Below are 17080 nucleotides of genomic sequence, written 5' to 3'. Positions count from 1 at the left end.
AACCGCCCAGGCCAACGGTGCAGGGCTCTGCGAAGCCTGCAACCACACCAAAGAAACCCCCGGCTGGACCGCCCGCCCAGCACCCGGATCCGCTTCCGGCAGCGGCGACCGGCACAGGCACACCATCGAACTCACCACCCCCACCGGCCACACCTACCACTCCACTGCACCACCCCTGCCCGGAACGCCGCTCCGCCCATCAGCAACGGATCAGCCGGGCTCCCGGCACCGGCGCCAGCTCCGGCACCAGGCCAAAACGCTCAGAAGCGCGCGCAGCCTTCCTTCGGCCGCCTGAGACCAGCCACTTCAGTCCACCGGACCCGTGGGCCGGTCCGGCCGGCGGCCCGTCAGCGTCTGGACTGCCTCTGCGATGCCCACGTCCCCTCGTTCAAGCTCTTGCATGAAGAGTCTTCCGCTCGTAATGAGGCCGTCCTCGATCTCGAAGATCGTCACGCCGCGCATGTCGAAGGGCCGCCCATCGGTGCGGGTGCCGGCCCAGGTCCATTCGCTCCACGCGGTGTTACCGTCGTCCGCGGAGCGGAGCACTTCTGCATGAAAATCGGGAACGCCAGCGAATATCGCTGCCCAGTTCGCGTGCATCTGCGCCCGTCCCACAAATGCCCTGGCCGGGTGGACCGGTTGCACGCTCTTATACGACTCATGGAACAACGCGGCGGCTGCCTCAAGGTCGTGGTCATTGAACGCTGCAAGCAGGCGCTGGATAAGTTGACTCATCGGATCACTCCTCGGCATGGCGGGGTTTCATGCACAGGCTCGTTGGCGGACCGCACCGGGGCCGGAGATCGGTCTGCCCGCATCGTCAATCTACGCCGCCGCACTCACCCACTTCCAGGCGGAACAGGTCCGGACCGATCAGGTCCAGACCGATGAGGTCCAGACGCCAATCGGTCCGGGAGTTTCTGAACTGACGCGGGCACCGCTATCCGGTGACCGTCTTGGCCGTCGCATTCCACGTCAGCCGCCCGTGCTGGAAATCCGTTGCCCGGCCGACGGATACCGTGTACGAGTCGCTCGTCGGATAACCCAGCCGGCTCTTCTCCCAGCCCATCGACGCCCACTTATTCCGGATCGCACCGGTCACCGAGTGCGCCTGGGTAGTCGGCGTCCAGTAGATCGATGCCCCGCCCGAACCGGAGAAGTGGCTGTACCGCCCCACCCTGTCCGGGGTGCCCTCCTCGTCCGTGATCGGATACCGCAGCGGGCCGGTCTCCCAGCCAAGTGCAGCCCATTTGGACCGGATGGCCCCCAGGACAAAGTGCGCCCCCGTCGTCGGTGACCAGAAGATCGAGTTTCCACCCGCACCTGAGAAGTGGTTGTAGCGCCCCACCTTGTCCGCAGACGCCGTAGTGTCAGAGGTCGGGTAGCCTAGGCCCGTCTCCCAGCCCAGCGACGCCCACTTGGCACGGACGGCCCCTGTTACCGAGTGGGCCTTGGTTGTCGGTGTCCAGTAGATCGATGCCCCACCCGCACCGGAGAAGTGGTTGTACCGTCCCACCCCGTCCGGGGTGCGCTTCTCGTCGGTGATCGGATACCCCAAGGGTCCTGTCTCCGCGCCCAGTGCCCTCCATTTGGACCTGATCGCGCCGGTCACAGAGCGCGCCCCGGTGGTCAGCGAATAGTAGATCGAAGTCCCACCCGCACCGGAGAAGTCACTGTACTTCCCCACCTTGTCCGGCGACACTTTCTCGTCCGAGGTCGGGAAGCCGAAGGGACCACCGGCGCCGCCCTCGGCCCTGTACCGCTTGTAGATCTCATTGAGGACTGCATGGGCCCCGGTCTTGGTTGACCAGCAGATCACTCCTCTGGTGTAGTCCTGGCACTTGCCTACTCCCACGGCATACTCCGCGGTCAGCGACCGGCCGAGGCTCGACCCGGGGCGGCCTGCATTGATCTTCCACCCGTAAGCAGCGATGGGGTCATCGGTACCGTTCCCGGTGAGCATGACCTTCTGAGCAGCTTGGCCGTCGTCCGCAGTGATCAGGTAAAAGGTCTCGCTCGTCCCTGCTTGCCCGACGGCCGTGGGCGCGAAGGTCACCGTCTGGTACGCGGTTTCACCGGCGGGAATTTTCAAGCCCTCGGAGATGGGAGTCGTCGTGGAGAAGACGCCCTGTGGCGCTTTCGCCTTCGTGATGGTCATCGGGACGTTGCCGGTGTTCTTTATCTCGAAAGCCCTGGTAACCGACGTCCCGGCGGGGACGTCACCGAAGTCCAGGGAGTGCGGCATCTCCAGGTGCGCCGCGCCGGCCACGGCGGTCGCGGCCACCTTAACGGTCACCTTCCCGCGGTCACTGGCGACGACGAGCGTATCGGCCACCGGGCCCGCCAACGTGGGACTGAACGTCATGGACACCGCAACCGATGCGAGCGGCTGGATCGTCTGCCCCACAGCCGGCACCGTGCCGGGGTCGACCCGGAGCTGTGCGTTTGCCGGAAGGGTGACCCCGGTGATCTTTGCCACGGTTGTGCCCGTGTTGACGATGTTGACAGTCTGCCGGCTGACAGTTTTTGTCGGCACGTCGGTGAACTGGATTACGGCGGGAGTCGCGCCCAGGCCCTCCTTCGTGCCGACGCCGTGGACGCCGATGAGATCGGTCTCGCCGTCGGCCGTTTTGACCGTCAGCGTGCCGTCGGCCTGGCCCGGAACAGTCGGAGCGAAGATCACGGGCACGGTCATGCTCGCGCCCTTGGCCAACTTCCGGGGCATCGTGAGCCCGGTTCCGATCTTGAACGGGGCGCGCGTCGTGATGGAGCTGACTGTTACCGCCCGCGATGCGGTGATCGTTACGCTCCCGGTCACGGAGGTGCCAACCTTGGCGGTACCGAGGTCGGTGTTCTTTGCCCCTACCGCTGACGTAGTCGGGGCGCCGAAGCCCAGGACGTGCCCGTCCCGGGTGCCCACGTATACGCGGCCCTTGTCAGTGGCCACCGAGGAGAACTTGGACCCTATACCCAGTGGGGCGCTAAACACTTCCTTGAGGTTCCCCGTATTGTCCGGTATTGCCCGGTAGGCGCGCAGCTCCGCATCGGCCCCGGTACCTGCGCTGACATAGACCACCCAGACAAGGGCGGAGGACCCGTCTGTGCCGGTGGAGGTCACCACCGGCGAACCGGAGCTGAACCCGAACGTGCCGGCGGAGGTCCCGACGGAGGCGAGGCTGACCCCGCCCGCCGCGCTCGTCACGATCTTGAACGCGCGAAGGTACCCGTTGCTCTCGACGACGTAAAGGTAGCCCCCGTTGGTGGTTCCGAGAAACCCGGGCTTTCCCCACACTCCGCTGTACGGACCGGCCTTGTCCAGGACGGCGTCGGTTCCACCCGGCCCCTGCGCCATGCCGCCCAGGTTGTCCCGGTCCAGCAGGTACATGGTGCCATCTTTACCGATTTGGGCCAGCAGGTGCGGGTGTGCCGCGGTGCCATAGCCGTCCGGGATCGCGACGGGAGCGCCGGCGCCCAGATCGGCGTCGTTTCGGTTCAGTTTCGCGTTGTCGGCCGGGCTGAAGAAGTCGGTGGGTTTCAGATTGCCGTCGGTGCCGACTCGGAGCCGGACCACCGCCTCCGCCAGAGTGCTGGGGGGGTTCGATCCCGGCCCGGGCTTGGGGGAAATGCCGTTCCCTGTGGTGAGCAGGATTTGGCCGGGGCCGTCGGACACCAGTCCTCCGCCGGATTGCCAGATCCCGCCCTCCGCGTTGGCGTTGCCTGATTCGGTCGCCCACATCGTCGTCTGCCGGCCTGCGGTCGATACGCCGACAACATAGCCCACGAACGGGGTGTAGTCGCAATGGCTGGCAAATCCTGCGTAGACCACGCCGTTCAGGAGCAGCAGCCCCGGGCGCTGCATCGCCGTCATCGGGTTGAACGGGCGGGCGGGGTCATTTGTCGGGGCGCCTTGGATGGTGACGGGGAATCCGGGCTTCTCCGCTCCGGTCGCCGCGTCCAGGGAGTGCATGTACCAGTGCGGGAATTGCTTGCTGGCCCCGTCATTCGTCTTCGCGAGCAGGAAGATGCTCCTTGTCGCCGGGTCGTAGACCGGAGTGGACGTGATTCCAATGTTGGGCGTGAGGTCACCGCAGTTAACGGTCGACGCCGGCCACGCCGGTCCGAGTTTGCGGGTCCACTTGGCCGCACCTGTGGCGCTGTCCAGCCCGTACACGGCATTGTTTTCCGTCGCGGCAATCACGGTACTGCCTACTACGAGCGGCTGGGCGTAGACCTGCCCGTCCACGGTTGCAGAGAACAGTTTGCCGAAGTTCGATGATGCGACGGCCGACGGTGAGAGCCCGGGCTCGTCCTTGTCCCATCCGGTCCGCAGGGAATCGTTGGCGATGGTCCTCACGTCCGCAACGGCCGTCTCGCCGACGGACAGCGCAGCGAGTGTGAGCGTTGCCGACAGCAGCGAAGCCCATGCGCCTCGGGACCATGGCCGTTGTCGGGGCAAAGTTGCGTGGATCGTGGCCGCCCGGTGCTTCCGGGGATGCGGCGTCCTACCCGTGCGTCCACCGCGAAGAAGGCCCTTAAAATGGCCGGACGACACCCGAGATTCCGTTTGATCATGCATGGCTGAGACCAGTTTCTGACCACTACATTGACTTTATTAACCCAGTACCCTGGAGCCTAGAAGCGGGGTTTGAAGAGCGCGCGAGTGATTGCTACTCAACTTCGCCGGGGCAATGCCCGTATTCCTCCGGTCGCTACTTGCCCGCTGCTTGGGCAAACGCGACTGCCTACTTGCCTCCCGGAAAACCACGTGGAGATGCCCCACTTCGCGAGGCTCCGCAACGCATCATTTTCGGCCGACGGGTCAGCGGCCGCCCATGGCGGGGCATGTGAATACGGGGTGATCCGAGCGGACCCCAACGGGGGCGAAGCCGGAGTGCGGGCGCCGGACTCCGTACCGCGCCGCGTTAGGCTCATCCCATGTCGCCCGATCGATACCTGCACCAGCTTGCCAGCTCCCTGGACCATCTCGGCACGCTGGCCCGCCAGCCGGAAGACAGCCTTGCCCGCGCCGTTCCGGCATGCCCGGGCTGGACGCTCGAGCAACTATTCGGACATCTCGGTTCAATCGAGCGGTGGGCCGCCACTGTGGTCAGTGAGGGCACCTTCGTCCAGGAACCGGCACCGCCCGCCGAGGGCGCCGCGGCCTGGTTCCTCGAAGGCACGGCACCCTTCCTCGAGACGATGACGGCACTTGACCCCGAGAAACCCTGTTGGGACTTCGGACCGCCGCCGCACAACGCCCGGTTCTGGCTTCGGCGCCAGGCCCACGAACACGCCATCCACCTCATCGACGCCTGCCAGGCGCTTGGCCTGGCAGTCCCCGCCCTGGGTGAGGACTTCATGCTCGACGGCGTCGACGAGGTCCTCGCGATGTTCGCGCCGCGCCAGCTGCGACTGGAGCGGATGCCGCACCCGGACAAGGCGGTGACCTTCCAGGTGCCCGGGGCCACCGCCTGGACACTGGGCCCTGATTCCGCCGTGGCATCGATTTCCGCCCCATTGCCCGTGATGTACCTCGGGCTGTGGGGCCGATCCAACCTGGAGGATACCGCCCTCATTGAGGGTGATGCCGCTGTTGCCCTGCGCGTGCTTCGGGGTCCGCTCACACCGTGAGTCCCGGATTGCAGGCTTAGGATACGAACACGTCCTGGGAAGCTGCCGATGCTTCAAACCTCGCCTAATGCTTTCGTGACCACCTGCCCGAAGGGCACCCAAACAGATGTCAGAGCACGCCACAACCGGAACCGCAGATCCCGCCGCGCCCGCTGCGAGGTGGGGAATCCTCGGCACGGGGTTCATCGCCGGGCTGCAGACGCCGGACCTGATCGACAACGGTTCATTGGTCCAGGCTGTGGGCTCCCGGAACCTGGCATCGGCGCGGGAGTTCGCGGCCCGGTTTCAGATCCCCTCGTCCCATGGAAGCTATGAGGACCTCGTGGCTGACCCGGACGTGGATATTGTCTACATCTCGACGCCGCACCCGTTCCACCACGAAAATGCCCTGTTGGCCCTGGACGCCGGCAAACACGTGTTGATTGAAAAGCCCTTCGCCATGAACGCCTGGCAGGCCCGGGAGATTGTGGAGCTGGCCGAGTCGAAGGGACTGATCGCACTTGAGGCCAAGTGGACCCGCTATCTTCCGCACATGGTCCGTATCCGTGAGCTGATTCGATCCGGCGCGCTGGGCGACGTCCGGACGGTGATCGCGGACCACAACCAGAATCTGCCCAAGGACCCGACGCACCGCCTCAATGACCCGGCGCTGGGCGGCGGAGCGCTCCTGGACCTGGGCATCTACCCCGTGTCCTTCGCCTTCGACGTCTTTGGAGCGCCGGTCAGCATCCGGGCAGCGGCCAGTATGACGGAAACCGGTGTTGACCGGCAGACCGCCATGATTTTCGAGTACGGGGACGGGCAGCAGGCCGTGCTGCACTGCGCGCTGGATACTGCAGGGCCAAACCAGGCCTCGATCATGGGAACCGAAGGCCGAATCGAGGTCCCGTCAGTCTGGTATACGCCGTCGGCCTTCACCCGGTACGACGCCGACGGCAACGTCGCTGAGCGCTTCGATGAGCCTGTCGCAGGCCGCGGAATGCAATACCAGGCGCGGGAAATGGAGCGGCTCATCGCGGCGCACGCCACTGCCAACGACATCCTGCCGCCCCGGCAGAGCGTTCAGGTCATGGAGGCCTTGGACGAAGTCAGGAGCCAGATCGGCCTCGCCTACAGCAGCGACGAGAAGTCAGGCTGGAGAGACTAAGCGGCCCAGTTCTGGGGCGGCACTGGCCGGCGCCGCTTAGCCACGTCCGATCAACTCAGCCACGCGATCGAGCTCTTCTTCCAGATTGTAGAAATGCACGGCCAACCGGATCCTGCCCTCGCGGACCGACGCCACCACGTTGGCCTGGCGAAACCGCGCCATGACCGCCTCGGCATCGCTCACCGGCACGGAGACGATGGTCGAGCGGTGCTGCTCGGTGAAGGGCCGGAAGGCGGAGCCCTCCGCGGCCAGCGCATCCTGCAGGCGAAGGGCGAGCCGGGCGTTGCGATCAAGCAAGGCCGTGATCCCGAACCGGCGGAAGATGCCGAGCGCCGCCTGCTCGGCCAGGGCGGGAAACCACGCCAATGAGGCGTCGAGCTTCGAGGCCGTGGGTGAGAGGTCCATAGCCGGCCCGTAGAAGCTCTCGGCCGGCTTGCGGGCGGCCTTCCAGCCCGGGCCGATGGGCTGGAGACGGTCCAGCAGCCCGCTGCGGACATAGAGGTAGCCCATGCCCCTGGAACCGAGCAGGAACTTGTGGCTCGCGGCGGCCAGGAAGTCCACGCCGTCGCGGACCACGTCCAGCGGCACCGCGCCTGCCGCCTGGCAGGCATCGACGAAAAACCAGGCGCCGGAGCGGGCAGCGACCCGGCTGAGCGCGCCCAGATCGGCCCGGTAACCGTTGGCCGAATGAACGGCGCTGACGGCGATCAGGCGGGTGCCGCCGTCGGCCGCCTGAGCAAACGCCTCGGCCGTCACGCCGTCGCCGCCCGGAGCCACGGCGCGGACCTCGTAGCCGCGCTGCCGGAGCATAAGCCAGGGATAGTAGTTCGAGGCGAATTCGTTCTCGGCGACCACGACGTTCTCGCCGTGCTTCGCGGGCGGCAGGTTGGCCGCCACTATCCCGGCGGCTGAGCTCACGGCCGGAACGATTGCGATCTCCCCGGCAGTGGCGCCGACGATCTCCGCGAACATGGCACGGGCGTCCTCCCCCGCCCGTTCGGCTTCCATCCAGTCGAACCGGCCGGCAGACCAGCGCGCGGCCGCCAGTTCGTAGGCCTCCCGGGCGGGGGCGGAGCCGACGTTCGTGGTCGCGGTGTTGAGATAGATGATGTCCTTGAGCCCCGGGAAGAGCTGGCGGATATCGGCGGCGTGCATGGCAGCGGGCGCCCTAACCGTGCCCGTGCGCGGGGTTCAGGCCTTTCGCGTAGGCGGCCTGCCCCACGTGCTGAAGGCAATCGGCAATGGTGCTGACCAGCCGTACCCCGAGCGTGACGGGCGGGTCCCAGCGGGTGTCGACGATGCGGTCGAAGTCGTCGTCGCCGAGGGTCTTCAAGAATTCCACAGTCTGCCGGTGCACAGCGTCGTAGTATTCGAGCAACAGCTCCGGCGGTGCCTGCACCGCGTCCACCTGGCCGCTCGTATGGCCGTAGCCGGTGTCCCGCTTGGAAAGAGGCAGGTCGAAGCGGGCAGCAAACCCCTGCGAGGTCCAGACCTGGTCCAGGCCTGCGGCGGAGGCCACTTGCGCGTCCTCGACCCTGCCGAGGTGCCAGATGAGCCAGGCCATCGAGTTCCCGCTGCCTGCGGGCCGTCGGAGCAAGGTGGCATTGTCGACCTCTGCCAGGGCGGCGGCCACCGTCTCATGGATCCGGCCGAAGGCGTCCAGCAGCAGTTCATTGGATTTCATCGAGTCCCCTCGCTGTGCATGATCGGAGTGCTGTGCATGATCGGTGTGCCCCATGCTTGCACGGAGGCCGCACTGCCGGATAGGGCCGAGCGTCTGGGTCTCCACGGCTCACGCTAAGGCACAGCCGGCGGCCACCCGGCCGGGCACAGTCCGCGAGGTCTTGGCAGCTGCGACACCCGCGCCTACCCTTACGAACTATGAGCAACTTGTTGCCTGTAGCGCAGCCGGTGCGGGCGACGTCCGGTCGCTGGGAACGCCGGGACAAGTTCCATCTCGCCGGCATCACCGGCTTCGTCCTCCTGCTCAACGTGGTCGGCTGGAGTGTGTTGACCCTGGCCGTGGCTCCACAGAACTTCGCGCTGGGCCGCTCCGGTGTGTACGGGGTAGGGCTGGGCGTCACCGCCTTTCTGCTGGGAGTGCGGCACGCGTTCGACGCCGACCACCTCGCCGTCATCGACAACACCACGCGCAAGCTGGTCGGCGAGGGAAAGGCCGCGCTGGGGGTGGGCTTCTGGTTCTCGCTGGGCCACTCGACCGTGGTGTTCGGCGCGGCGCTGCTCCTGGCCCTCGGCGCGAGGGCCATGGCCGGGACCGTGCAGGACGGGGACTCGGCCCTGATGCAGACGCTGGGACTGGTGGGAAGCGTCGTGGCTGGAACGTTCCTGATCCTGATCGGTCTGATGAACCTCGCCTCGGTGATCGGCATCGCCCGGGTGTTCCGCGGCATGCGGACCGGGGAACTGGACGAGGCTGAGCTTGAGCACCAGCTCAACAACCGGGGCTTCCAGGCGCGGCTCCTCGGTGGAACCATCCGGCGGATCACCAAGCCATGGCACATCTATCCCGTCGGCCTGCTGATGGGCCTGGGATTCGACACCGCGTCCCAGGTGGCCCTGCTCGTGCTCGCGGCCGGTTCCGCGGCCTTCTCCCTGCCCTGGTACGCCATCCTGGTCCTGCCGGTGCTGTTCGCCGCCGGAATGAGCATTTTCGACACCGCCGACGGCGTGTTCATGTCCCGGGCTTACGGGTGGGCGTTCCTGAAGCCGGTCCGCAAGGTCTTTTACAACCTCACAGTCACGGTGCTCTCGGTGATTGTGGCCCTGGTGGTCGGGGTTACCGTGCTGCTCGGGGTCGTAGCGGACAAGGTGGGACTCGAATCCGGGCCGGCGGCCGCCATCGGTTCGCTGGACCTCGGAAACGTCGGGTACATCATTGTCGGACTGTTCGTCATCATCTGGCTGATCGCGCTCGCCGTCTGGAAATTTGGCCGGATCGAACAGCGCTGGAGCCAGTCCGGCGCCAGCTGAGACCCCTCCCGGCATGGTCAGCAGTTGGGCGAGTCGAACTCGTAAGCCCCTGAATCGGCAGCTGCCGTACCGTTGCAGTCTCCGTCCTGGGGCACCGCAAGTCCGGCGAGGTCGAAGGCGGAAGGGCTCGCTCCGGCGCGGTCGATGGCCGGGCTGGCGCTGGTCAGGTGGAGATCGGCCGGTGCGTTCACGAATCGTGCCGACGCAGTGGTGGAGGTGCTGTTCGGCACGAAGTTGACCGGACCGTTGAGGACGTTCTGCCTCTCGGTCCAGCCCGAGCCGTTGATCCACAAGGAGTTCTTGACACCTGCCAGGATGTTGCCGCGGATCACAGTCGATGAAGGGCAGCTCGCATGGCAGACGATCGCCTGGGACTGCGGCCCGTTCAGGTAGACGGTATTGAACTCAAAAACGGTGCCGTTCGTGGGCCCGAAGGAGGTCCCTGGTCCGCGGGCGATCAAGCCTTTGGCCTGGGCACAGTTTGCCCCACACGTCGACCGGACAAGGTTGTAGCGGTAGGTGTTGCCGTCCGCAGTCCCGGAGGACCTCCCAATCTCGGAGAAGTTGTTGTTGTCCAGCGACACATTGTGATGAACGTAGTTCCGGTTTCCGTTGTAGATTTCGAAAGAACCGCCGTCGCGGTTGTAATCGTAGGAAAACGCCGTGGAGCCGCTGACCGTGTTGCCTGAGAGCTCGTTGTCGTTGCCGTTGATCAGCACGCCGGAAGCGCCGGAGTCGTCACTGCAGTTCACTGCCTGGGGTGTTCCGCAGTTCGTGCCCTGCGTCAGGACGTTCATGATGTTGTTGTTGGTCAGTACGTTGCCGGTGTATTTCCCAAAATCGGACCCGGTTCCTGCCTTGATGCCCACGGCGTTGTTGGAGGCGCTGGAGTTCCTGACCGTGTTGCGGTCGCCGGTGATGCTGATGCCGGCATAGCCGCAGGAGACGCCGCGAAGTCCGTCAACTATGGTGAAGTTTCCGTTGATCCTGATGCAGTTTCCCGATTTGCCGCCCGTTATGGTCGGGGCGTTGCCGGTCCCGTAGCCGTTCAGGGTGATGGGTGCGGCATCAGTACCGCTCTGGGTGGTCACAATGCCCCCGGTCCAGGTGTCGCCCTTGCGGAAACTGACGGTATCGCCGGGCTTGAGGACGATCGAGTTGATCTTTGACAGCGATTTCCACGGTGCCGCGCTTGAGGTCCCCGCATTGGTGTCGCTCCCCGAGGCACTGACGAAGTACGTGGTACCCACGGCCTGGGCCGGCGCCGAGAGGCCCACCACCAACCAGCCGACAGTGAGGAGGGGCGTGAGTACGGCTGTCATGAAGGCATTGGTTTTCATCGTGATCCTCGCGGGTTTGCTGGTGGACGGAGGAAAGCTCCGCGACCTTGAGCTGCGCCCGCTACGGCCCTTTGACCATGAATCCAGACTCAGGCTCGGGTCATCCGCCGAACCTACTGGGCGCAGGTTGTAGAAAGCTGGGGCACGGTCCGCGGGCCGGCACGGTCCGCGGCAGCCTGCGCTCTACGCCGCCGCAATCACAGTCCGTGTGATCAATCGCTCACTCACCATGGCCTTCGGTGGAGTTCCCGATTCTCCCGGCATGACCAGCGCCACGGACGCATCCGAGCCGATCTCTTCAGATCGGATGAATTATCGTGGCGCACAAGCGTGATTCAAGGTTGAAAATTCGGATTTTGTGGGCCAAACGCCTTGTTGGCAGAATTTAAGGCTTGGGTGCGGACGATGTCCGCACCCAGTTTTGCGGAAGCGCTTCCGTGACGATTCCAGCCACCACAGGGAGCACCATCCATGATTTCCGTCAGCCGGGTTTCTAAAAGCTACGGCACCGGGCCGACGGCGGTCCGGGCCCTTGACGACGTCTCACTCTCCGTCGCCCGCGGCGAGATCTTCGGCGTCGTTGGCCAGAGCGGCGCCGGTAAGAGCACGCTGATCCGCACCATCAATTCCCTGGAGCTTCCGGATTCTGGCAGTGTCAACGTCGATGGCCGCGAGATGACCACGCTGTCCGGCGCAGAACTGCGCCGCGCACGGCACAACATCGGCATGATCTTCCAGCACTTCAACCTGCTCAGCAGCAGGACCGTGCAGGCGAATGTAGAACTCTCATTGGAGATCACCGGCGCCGGGCGCGCAGCCAGGCGGACACGGGCACTCGAGATCCTCGAACTCGTGGGCCTCCACGGCAAGGCCTCCGCCTACCCCGCACAATTGTCCGGCGGACAAAAACAGCGCGTCGGCATTGCCCGCGCGCTGGCCTCCAACCCCTCAGTGCTGCTGAGCGACGAGGCGACCTCGGCGTTGGATCCCGAGACGACCCGGCAGATTCTTGATCTCATTCGCAAACTGAGCAAGGACCTTGGGCTGACCGTGCTGCTCATTACCCATGAGATGGACGTAGTGAAGCGGATCTGCGACTCCGCCGCCGTCATGAGCGGCGGGCGGATCCTTGAGCAGGGGCCCGTGGAACAGTTGCTGACGACGGAGAAATCACTGCTGGGCCAGGCGCTGTTCCCCATGGGAGAGATCCCGGAGACGCCCAGCGCAATCGTTGACATCACCTTTAGCGGAGTGAAAACCGACCGGCCCGTGATCGCCCAGCTGGCCCGCAAACACGGCATCGACGTCGGAATCCTGGGTGCCGCGGTTGAAACCATCCGCGGGCTCCAGACAGGACGCACCCGGCTGGAGCTGCCGGGGGACGAGCGGACCGTGGCCGCCGCCTTGGCCGATCTCCGCTCCCAGGGACTCTTCGTGGAGGTAGTCAAGTGATCGACCGTAACGACCCCTACTTCTGGTCGGACCTGCTGGACACGATCCTCAAGGGCGCGGGTGAGACGTTTTACACCGTGGGCCTGAGCTTGCTGTTCACGGTTCTTTTCGGCCTGGCCGCCGGCGTCCTGCTCGTGACCACCGAATCCGGCGGCTTGCTGGCGAAGCTCTTCGGCAGCCGGGCGCTCGGGTTCATCGTCAACCGGGTCCTCGACGTCGTGGTGAACATTGGCAGGTCCGTCCCGTTCATCATCCTCATGATCCTGCTCATTCCGTTCACCCGCCTGTTGGTCGGATCCTTTATCGGACCGACCGCCGCCATTGTCCCTTTGACGATCGCCGGCATTCCCTTCTTCGCCCGGCTGGTGGAGATAGGAATCCGCGAAGTGCCTGTGGGACTCGTCGAAGCCGCCCAGTCACTCGGCGCCAGCCGGTGGACCATCCTGACCAAGGTCATGGTGGCCGAGGCCGTCCCCGCCCTGGCGCTCGGGCTGTCCACCACCGTGGTCGGACTCATCGGCTACTCCGCCATGGTGGGCGCAGTGGGCGGCGGCGGCCTCGGGGATGTCGCTTTCCGCTACGGCTACCAGCGTTATAGCCCGGAGTACATGTTCGGCGTTGTCATCCTGCTGGTCCTGCTGGTGCAGGTATTCCAGTCCCTGGGCAACTTCGCGGCGCGGCGCCTGTCCCACCGGTAGCCGCCGCCCGCACCGCCCCGCAAACCCCCGCCCCAAAACCCCATCCCATTCTGCGAAAGAGTTCCAATGTTCCGTGCACAAATCCTGAAGGCCGCCGCAACCGGCGCGGCCGCCATCCTCGCCCTGTCCGCCTGCGGCGCGAGCACCGCCAGCCAAGGCGGCGCCGCCGAGACCATCAAGGTCGGTGCCCTCGCGGTGCCCGCCGGGGACATGCTGAAGCAAGTCCAGCGGGAGCTCGCCCCCAAACAGGGCCTCACCGTGGAGTACAAGGAGTTCAGCGACTACAACACGCCCAACGCGGCCGTGAGTGACGGCGACATCGACGCCAACCTGTTCCAGAACACCACCTTCATGGAGACCTATAACAAGGCTTCCGGCAAGAACCTCGTCAGCGTTGGCAAGGTGTACCTGCCGCCGATGGCCCTGTACTCCAATGACGTGGCCAACCTCGCGGACCTTCCCGACGGCGCCTCGGTCGCCATCCCCAACGACCCCACCAATGAGGCCCGGGCCCTGAAACTGCTGGCGTCCAAGGGACTGATCGAAGTCAGTGACAAACCGATCACGCTCAAGGACGTCAAAGCCAACCCGAAAAACCTCCAGTTCACGGAGATCGAAAACGCCAGCCTGCCTCAGGCCCTCAATGACAAGGACGCGGCAATCGTGACGCTGGCATTTGCCCTTCCCGCCGGCCTGAGCGCCGACAAGCAGCTGCTGGTCGAGGGCAAGGACAGCGCCTACTACAACGTCCTGGCCGTGAAGGCGGAGATGAAGGATGATCCGCGCGTGCAGAAGCTGTACAAGATCCTGACCTCGCAGGACATGAAGGATTTCATTCAGTCCAAGTTCAAGGGCCTGGTGATCCCGGCCACCTGACCGGCATCTGACGCCGCTTCCCCGGTCCTCCCCCGGACCATCCGATTCGGGTGAGGTGCAGGCCGGGGAAGCGGCCCTATGGTCAGGGCATGGGACTAATACGGCACCGGCGTGACGAACCCAGCCGCCAGCGGTATCAGATGCGCGAGAAACTGCTGTCGATTGGGGATGACTTCTGGATCGAAGACGACCAGGGCAGACGCGCCTACAAGGTCAATGGCAAGGCCGTCCGCATCCGGGACACTTTCGTCCTGGAGGACGCGTCCGGAAACGAGGTGGCCCGCATCCAGGAGCGCAAGCTCTCGATCCGGGACAAGGTCTCCGTCGAGCGCGGCGACGACACCGCAGCGACGGTCCACAAGGCGTTGATCGGGCTCCGGGACCGCTTCACCATCGACGTGAAGGACGGCGCCGATATGAAGGCGCACGGCAACATCGTCGACCACGAGTACGAAATAGAGCGCGACGGCCACACGGTCGCCACGATCTCCAAGAAATGGTTCCGCGTTCGTGAGTCCTACGGCGTCGAAGTCGCGGAAGGCGAGGACGTCCCGCTCTTCCTTGCGATCACCGTCGCCATCGACTCGTTGACCTAGCCTGTTCAGGCACCATGGCGCCCAGGAAACGCACCGGATCCCTACTAGCCTCGACCCTTTGGAGGCTGTTCTGGTTCTTGACCGCGAGCGCGGTCTGCGGTGTCCTGGCCGCCAGCCTCCTGGTCCCCACCGTGGCCGCGACCGGCGTCGCCGTCAAAGAATCAATCGTATTGTTCAACAACCTCCCGTCGGAACTGACCGTTGATCCGCCGTCGGAGTCGACCAGGGTGCTCAGCGCCGACGGAAAACCGATCGCCACCTTCTACGCGGAAAACCGTGTTAAGGTCAGGCTCGACCAGATGTCCCCGTACATCAAGGATGCGATCGTCGCGATCGAGGACCGCCGCTTCTACGAACACTCCGGCATCGACCCCCAGGGGATTCTCCGCGCGCTGGTGTCCAACCTGACCAACGGCGGCAGGCAGGGCGCTTCCACACTGACCCAGCAGTACGTCACCAACGTGCTCAATGAATCCCTCGTGTCTGCCGACAGGGGCGATCAAATTATCCTCAACGGGCAGAAGAGCATGGCCGACAAGATTCGCGAGATGAAGCTCGCTGTCGCATTGGAGAAGAGGTTCACCAAGGACCAAATCCTTGAGGGATACCTGAACATCGTGTTCTTCGCCCGGGACGCCTACGGCATTGAAGCCGCGTCCCGCTACTTCTTCAACACCACGGCCAAGGACCTGACCCTGCCGCAAGCTGCCCTGCTCGCCGGCCTCGTGAACAGCCCCAGCTTCTACAACCCCGACGTGCACCCGGAAAACGCCGTCCAGCGACGCAACCAGGTTCTCGGCAGAATGCTCAGCCACGGCGCCATCTCGCAGGCGCAGCATGATGCCGCCGTCGCCGCCCCGGTGGATCTTACGATCACCCCCGGGAGGCAGGGATGCGCCGGCGCGGAAATGGCCCCGTACTTCTGCGACTACGTTTCCCACCTCATCCTCAACAACCCGGCCTACGGCGCGGATGTTGCCGAGCGCGAGAGGAAGCTGTTCCGCGGCGGCCTCACCATCAGCACCACCCTGGACAGCCGGCTCCAACTGGCCGCGCAGGAGCAGGTCGATGCCACTGCCGGCGCCAACCCGGACAAGTGGGGCGCCGCGATGGTCTCGATCGCGCCCGGCACGGGCAAGATCCTGGCCATGGCGCAAAACACCGTCTTCCTCCCGGCGCCCGGGAAATTCGATACCCAGCTCAACTTCAATGTCGATTCCAAGGATGCCAACGGCAACGATCTCAACGGCGCCGGCGGGTTCCAGCCAGGCTCCACCATGAAACCGTTCACGTTCGCGGAATGGCTCAACGAGGGCAAGTCCCTGGCCGCCATGGTGGACGCCTCCCGGCGGTCCTATCCCCTCGGATTTCGGTGGAGGTCAAGCTGCGGCAGGGTGCTCGGTGCGTACAGCACGAGCCAGAAGCATCTCGGCGCGGCGGACGATCTCCAGAACAACGACCCGGGATATTACCGCAGCATGCGCGTGGACTACGGGCTGTACAACTCCATCAACACCGCCACCTTCGCCGAAGCCGCCCAACTCGATTTTTGCGGCATCCAGAAAATGGTGGACGCCGCCGGGATCCACAGCGGCGTGGACAACGCCCGGGTGAACATGCACCAGCTGGGCAATCTGCTCGGTGCCATTGGCGTGGCCCCGCTCCATCTGGCCAATGCGTTTGCCACCTTCGCCAATGACGGCAAGTACTGCACACCCATTGCCATCACGGCGGTAACGGACGCGGCCGGACAGAAGCTGCCGGCCGAGACCAGCGCCTGTCATGGTGCGATCAAGCCCGAGGTCGCCCGCGGTGTGAACGCCGTGCTGCAGGACGTGCTCAAGCGCGGGTCCGGCGTTTACATCAAGCCCAAGGTCCAAGAACGGTTTCCGACCGCGGCCAAGACCGGCACCTCCAATACCAACGGCGCCACCTGGGTAGTGGGCTACACGTCCGGCCTCGCCACCGCTTCCTTCTTCGGCGACGCCCTGGAAGGCCAGAAGCGGCCCGGCCAGAACATCACCGTCAACGGCAAGTTCTACAAGGCCATAGACGGGTACATGCTCGCCGGCCCGCAGTGGGCGAACTACATGTTGCAGGTCGCCGGATACTACCCTGCCGCTGCCTTCCCGACGCCGCCGGAGTCCATGACCCGGACGCAGTCCACGCCCCGGACCCCGTCCGCGACCCGGACCCCGTGCTTCCCCCGGTTTGATCGTGCGCCGTGTCGTTAGATTTGGCCCGCGATGTGCTGGACCTAAATCCGCACCCTATGCCATCGGGCCCGGAGCCTCTATCCTCTTGCCATGAGAGACCGGGGCAATTTCCGGCGAAGTGAATCGCGACACC

Annotated in this window: 13 protein-coding genes and 1 pseudogene; 9 read left to right on the top strand and 5 right to left on the bottom strand. The window is 65.1% G+C overall.

What is annotated here, in order from left to right:
• Positions 1 to 295: pseudogene (locus tag MRBLAR12_RS07780) on the top strand (HNH endonuclease); the annotation flags it as partial.
• Between the two features lie 11 nt (positions 296 to 306).
• Here MRBLAR12_RS07780 and MRBLAR12_RS07775 read toward each other — a convergent pair.
• Positions 307 to 735 carry a nuclear transport factor 2 family protein gene (locus tag MRBLAR12_RS07775; RefSeq protein ID WP_229996172.1) on the bottom strand — a complete coding sequence of 143 codons (429 nt, stop codon included), beginning with the start codon at positions 733 to 735 and terminating at the stop codon, positions 307 to 309.
• A 205-nt stretch (positions 736 to 940) separates the two neighbouring features.
• Entirely contained in the window at positions 941 to 4354 is a 3414-nt protein-coding gene (locus tag MRBLAR12_RS07770; protein ID WP_364744910.1) for a choice-of-anchor D domain-containing protein, read from the bottom strand.
• A gap of 581 nt (positions 4355 to 4935) precedes the next feature.
• On the opposite strand from MRBLAR12_RS07770, the gene MRBLAR12_RS07765 reads away from it, so the two are divergent.
• Together MRBLAR12_RS07765 and MRBLAR12_RS07760 are read left to right on the top strand one after the other, a co-directional pair.
• Positions 4936 to 5631 (top strand): maleylpyruvate isomerase family mycothiol-dependent enzyme, encoded by a 696-nt coding sequence (locus tag MRBLAR12_RS07765; protein WP_229995906.1) that lies wholly within the window; start codon positions 4936 to 4938, stop codon positions 5629 to 5631.
• A gap of 106 nt (positions 5632 to 5737) precedes the next feature.
• Entirely contained in the window at positions 5738 to 6778 is a 1041-nt protein-coding gene (locus tag MRBLAR12_RS07760; protein WP_364744907.1) for a Gfo/Idh/MocA family protein, read from the top strand.
• Positions 6779 to 6814: 36 nt separating this feature from the next.
• Here MRBLAR12_RS07760 and MRBLAR12_RS07755 read toward each other — a convergent pair whose 3' ends face one another.
• Positions 6815 to 7933, bottom strand: a complete 1119-nt coding sequence (locus MRBLAR12_RS07755) for an aminotransferase class V-fold PLP-dependent enzyme (RefSeq protein WP_364744904.1) — start codon at positions 7931 to 7933, stop codon at positions 6815 to 6817.
• Between the two features lie 13 nt (positions 7934 to 7946).
• Positions 7947 to 8462 carry a mycothiol transferase gene (locus MRBLAR12_RS07750; protein ID WP_229995903.1) on the bottom strand — a complete coding sequence of 172 codons (516 nt, stop codon included), beginning with the start codon at positions 8460 to 8462 and terminating at the stop codon, positions 7947 to 7949.
• 197 nt (positions 8463 to 8659) lie between these two features.
• Between MRBLAR12_RS07750 and MRBLAR12_RS07745 the strand changes: the two genes are divergently transcribed.
• Complete coding sequence (locus MRBLAR12_RS07745; RefSeq protein ID WP_364744901.1) at positions 8660 to 9769, top strand: HoxN/HupN/NixA family nickel/cobalt transporter; 1110 nt, start codon at positions 8660 to 8662, stop codon at positions 9767 to 9769.
• 17 nt (positions 9770 to 9786) lie between these two features.
• Here the strand turns inward: MRBLAR12_RS07745 and MRBLAR12_RS07740 are convergent, their stop codons facing one another.
• Positions 9787 to 11109, bottom strand: a complete 1323-nt coding sequence (locus MRBLAR12_RS07740) for a hypothetical protein (RefSeq protein ID WP_364744898.1) — start codon at positions 11107 to 11109, stop codon at positions 9787 to 9789.
• Between the two features lie 471 nt (positions 11110 to 11580).
• On the opposite strand from MRBLAR12_RS07740, the gene MRBLAR12_RS07735 reads away from it, so the two are divergent.
• From MRBLAR12_RS07735 to MRBLAR12_RS07715, 5 genes are all read left to right on the top strand, one after another.
• Positions 11581 to 12561 (top strand): methionine ABC transporter ATP-binding protein, encoded by a 981-nt coding sequence (locus MRBLAR12_RS07735; protein WP_364744895.1) that lies wholly within the window; start codon positions 11581 to 11583, stop codon positions 12559 to 12561.
• Complete coding sequence (locus MRBLAR12_RS07730) at positions 12558 to 13259, top strand: methionine ABC transporter permease (RefSeq protein ID WP_229995899.1); 702 nt, start codon at positions 12558 to 12560, stop codon at positions 13257 to 13259. The genes MRBLAR12_RS07735 and MRBLAR12_RS07730 overlap by 4 nt, the downstream gene beginning before the upstream one ends.
• A gap of 66 nt (positions 13260 to 13325) precedes the next feature.
• A complete protein-coding gene (locus MRBLAR12_RS07725; RefSeq protein WP_229994849.1) occupies positions 13326 to 14135 on the top strand; it encodes a MetQ/NlpA family ABC transporter substrate-binding protein in 810 nt (269 codons plus the stop codon).
• 89 nt (positions 14136 to 14224) lie between these two features.
• Complete coding sequence (locus MRBLAR12_RS07720; RefSeq protein ID WP_229994850.1) at positions 14225 to 14731, top strand: LURP-one-related/scramblase family protein; 507 nt, start codon at positions 14225 to 14227, stop codon at positions 14729 to 14731.
• Between the two features lie 14 nt (positions 14732 to 14745).
• Positions 14746 to 16965, top strand: a complete 2220-nt coding sequence (locus MRBLAR12_RS07715; RefSeq protein ID WP_229994851.1) for a transglycosylase domain-containing protein — start codon at positions 14746 to 14748, stop codon at positions 16963 to 16965.
• Positions 16966 to 17080 lie beyond the last annotated feature (115 nt).

The organism is Arthrobacter sp. LAR12-1-1.1, from assembly GCF_040676555.1.
Taxonomy (GTDB): domain Bacteria; phylum Actinomycetota; class Actinomycetes; order Actinomycetales; family Micrococcaceae; genus Arthrobacter.
Note: the sequence above shows the minus strand (reverse complement) of the source record. Positions and strands in the feature narration are given on the sequence as shown.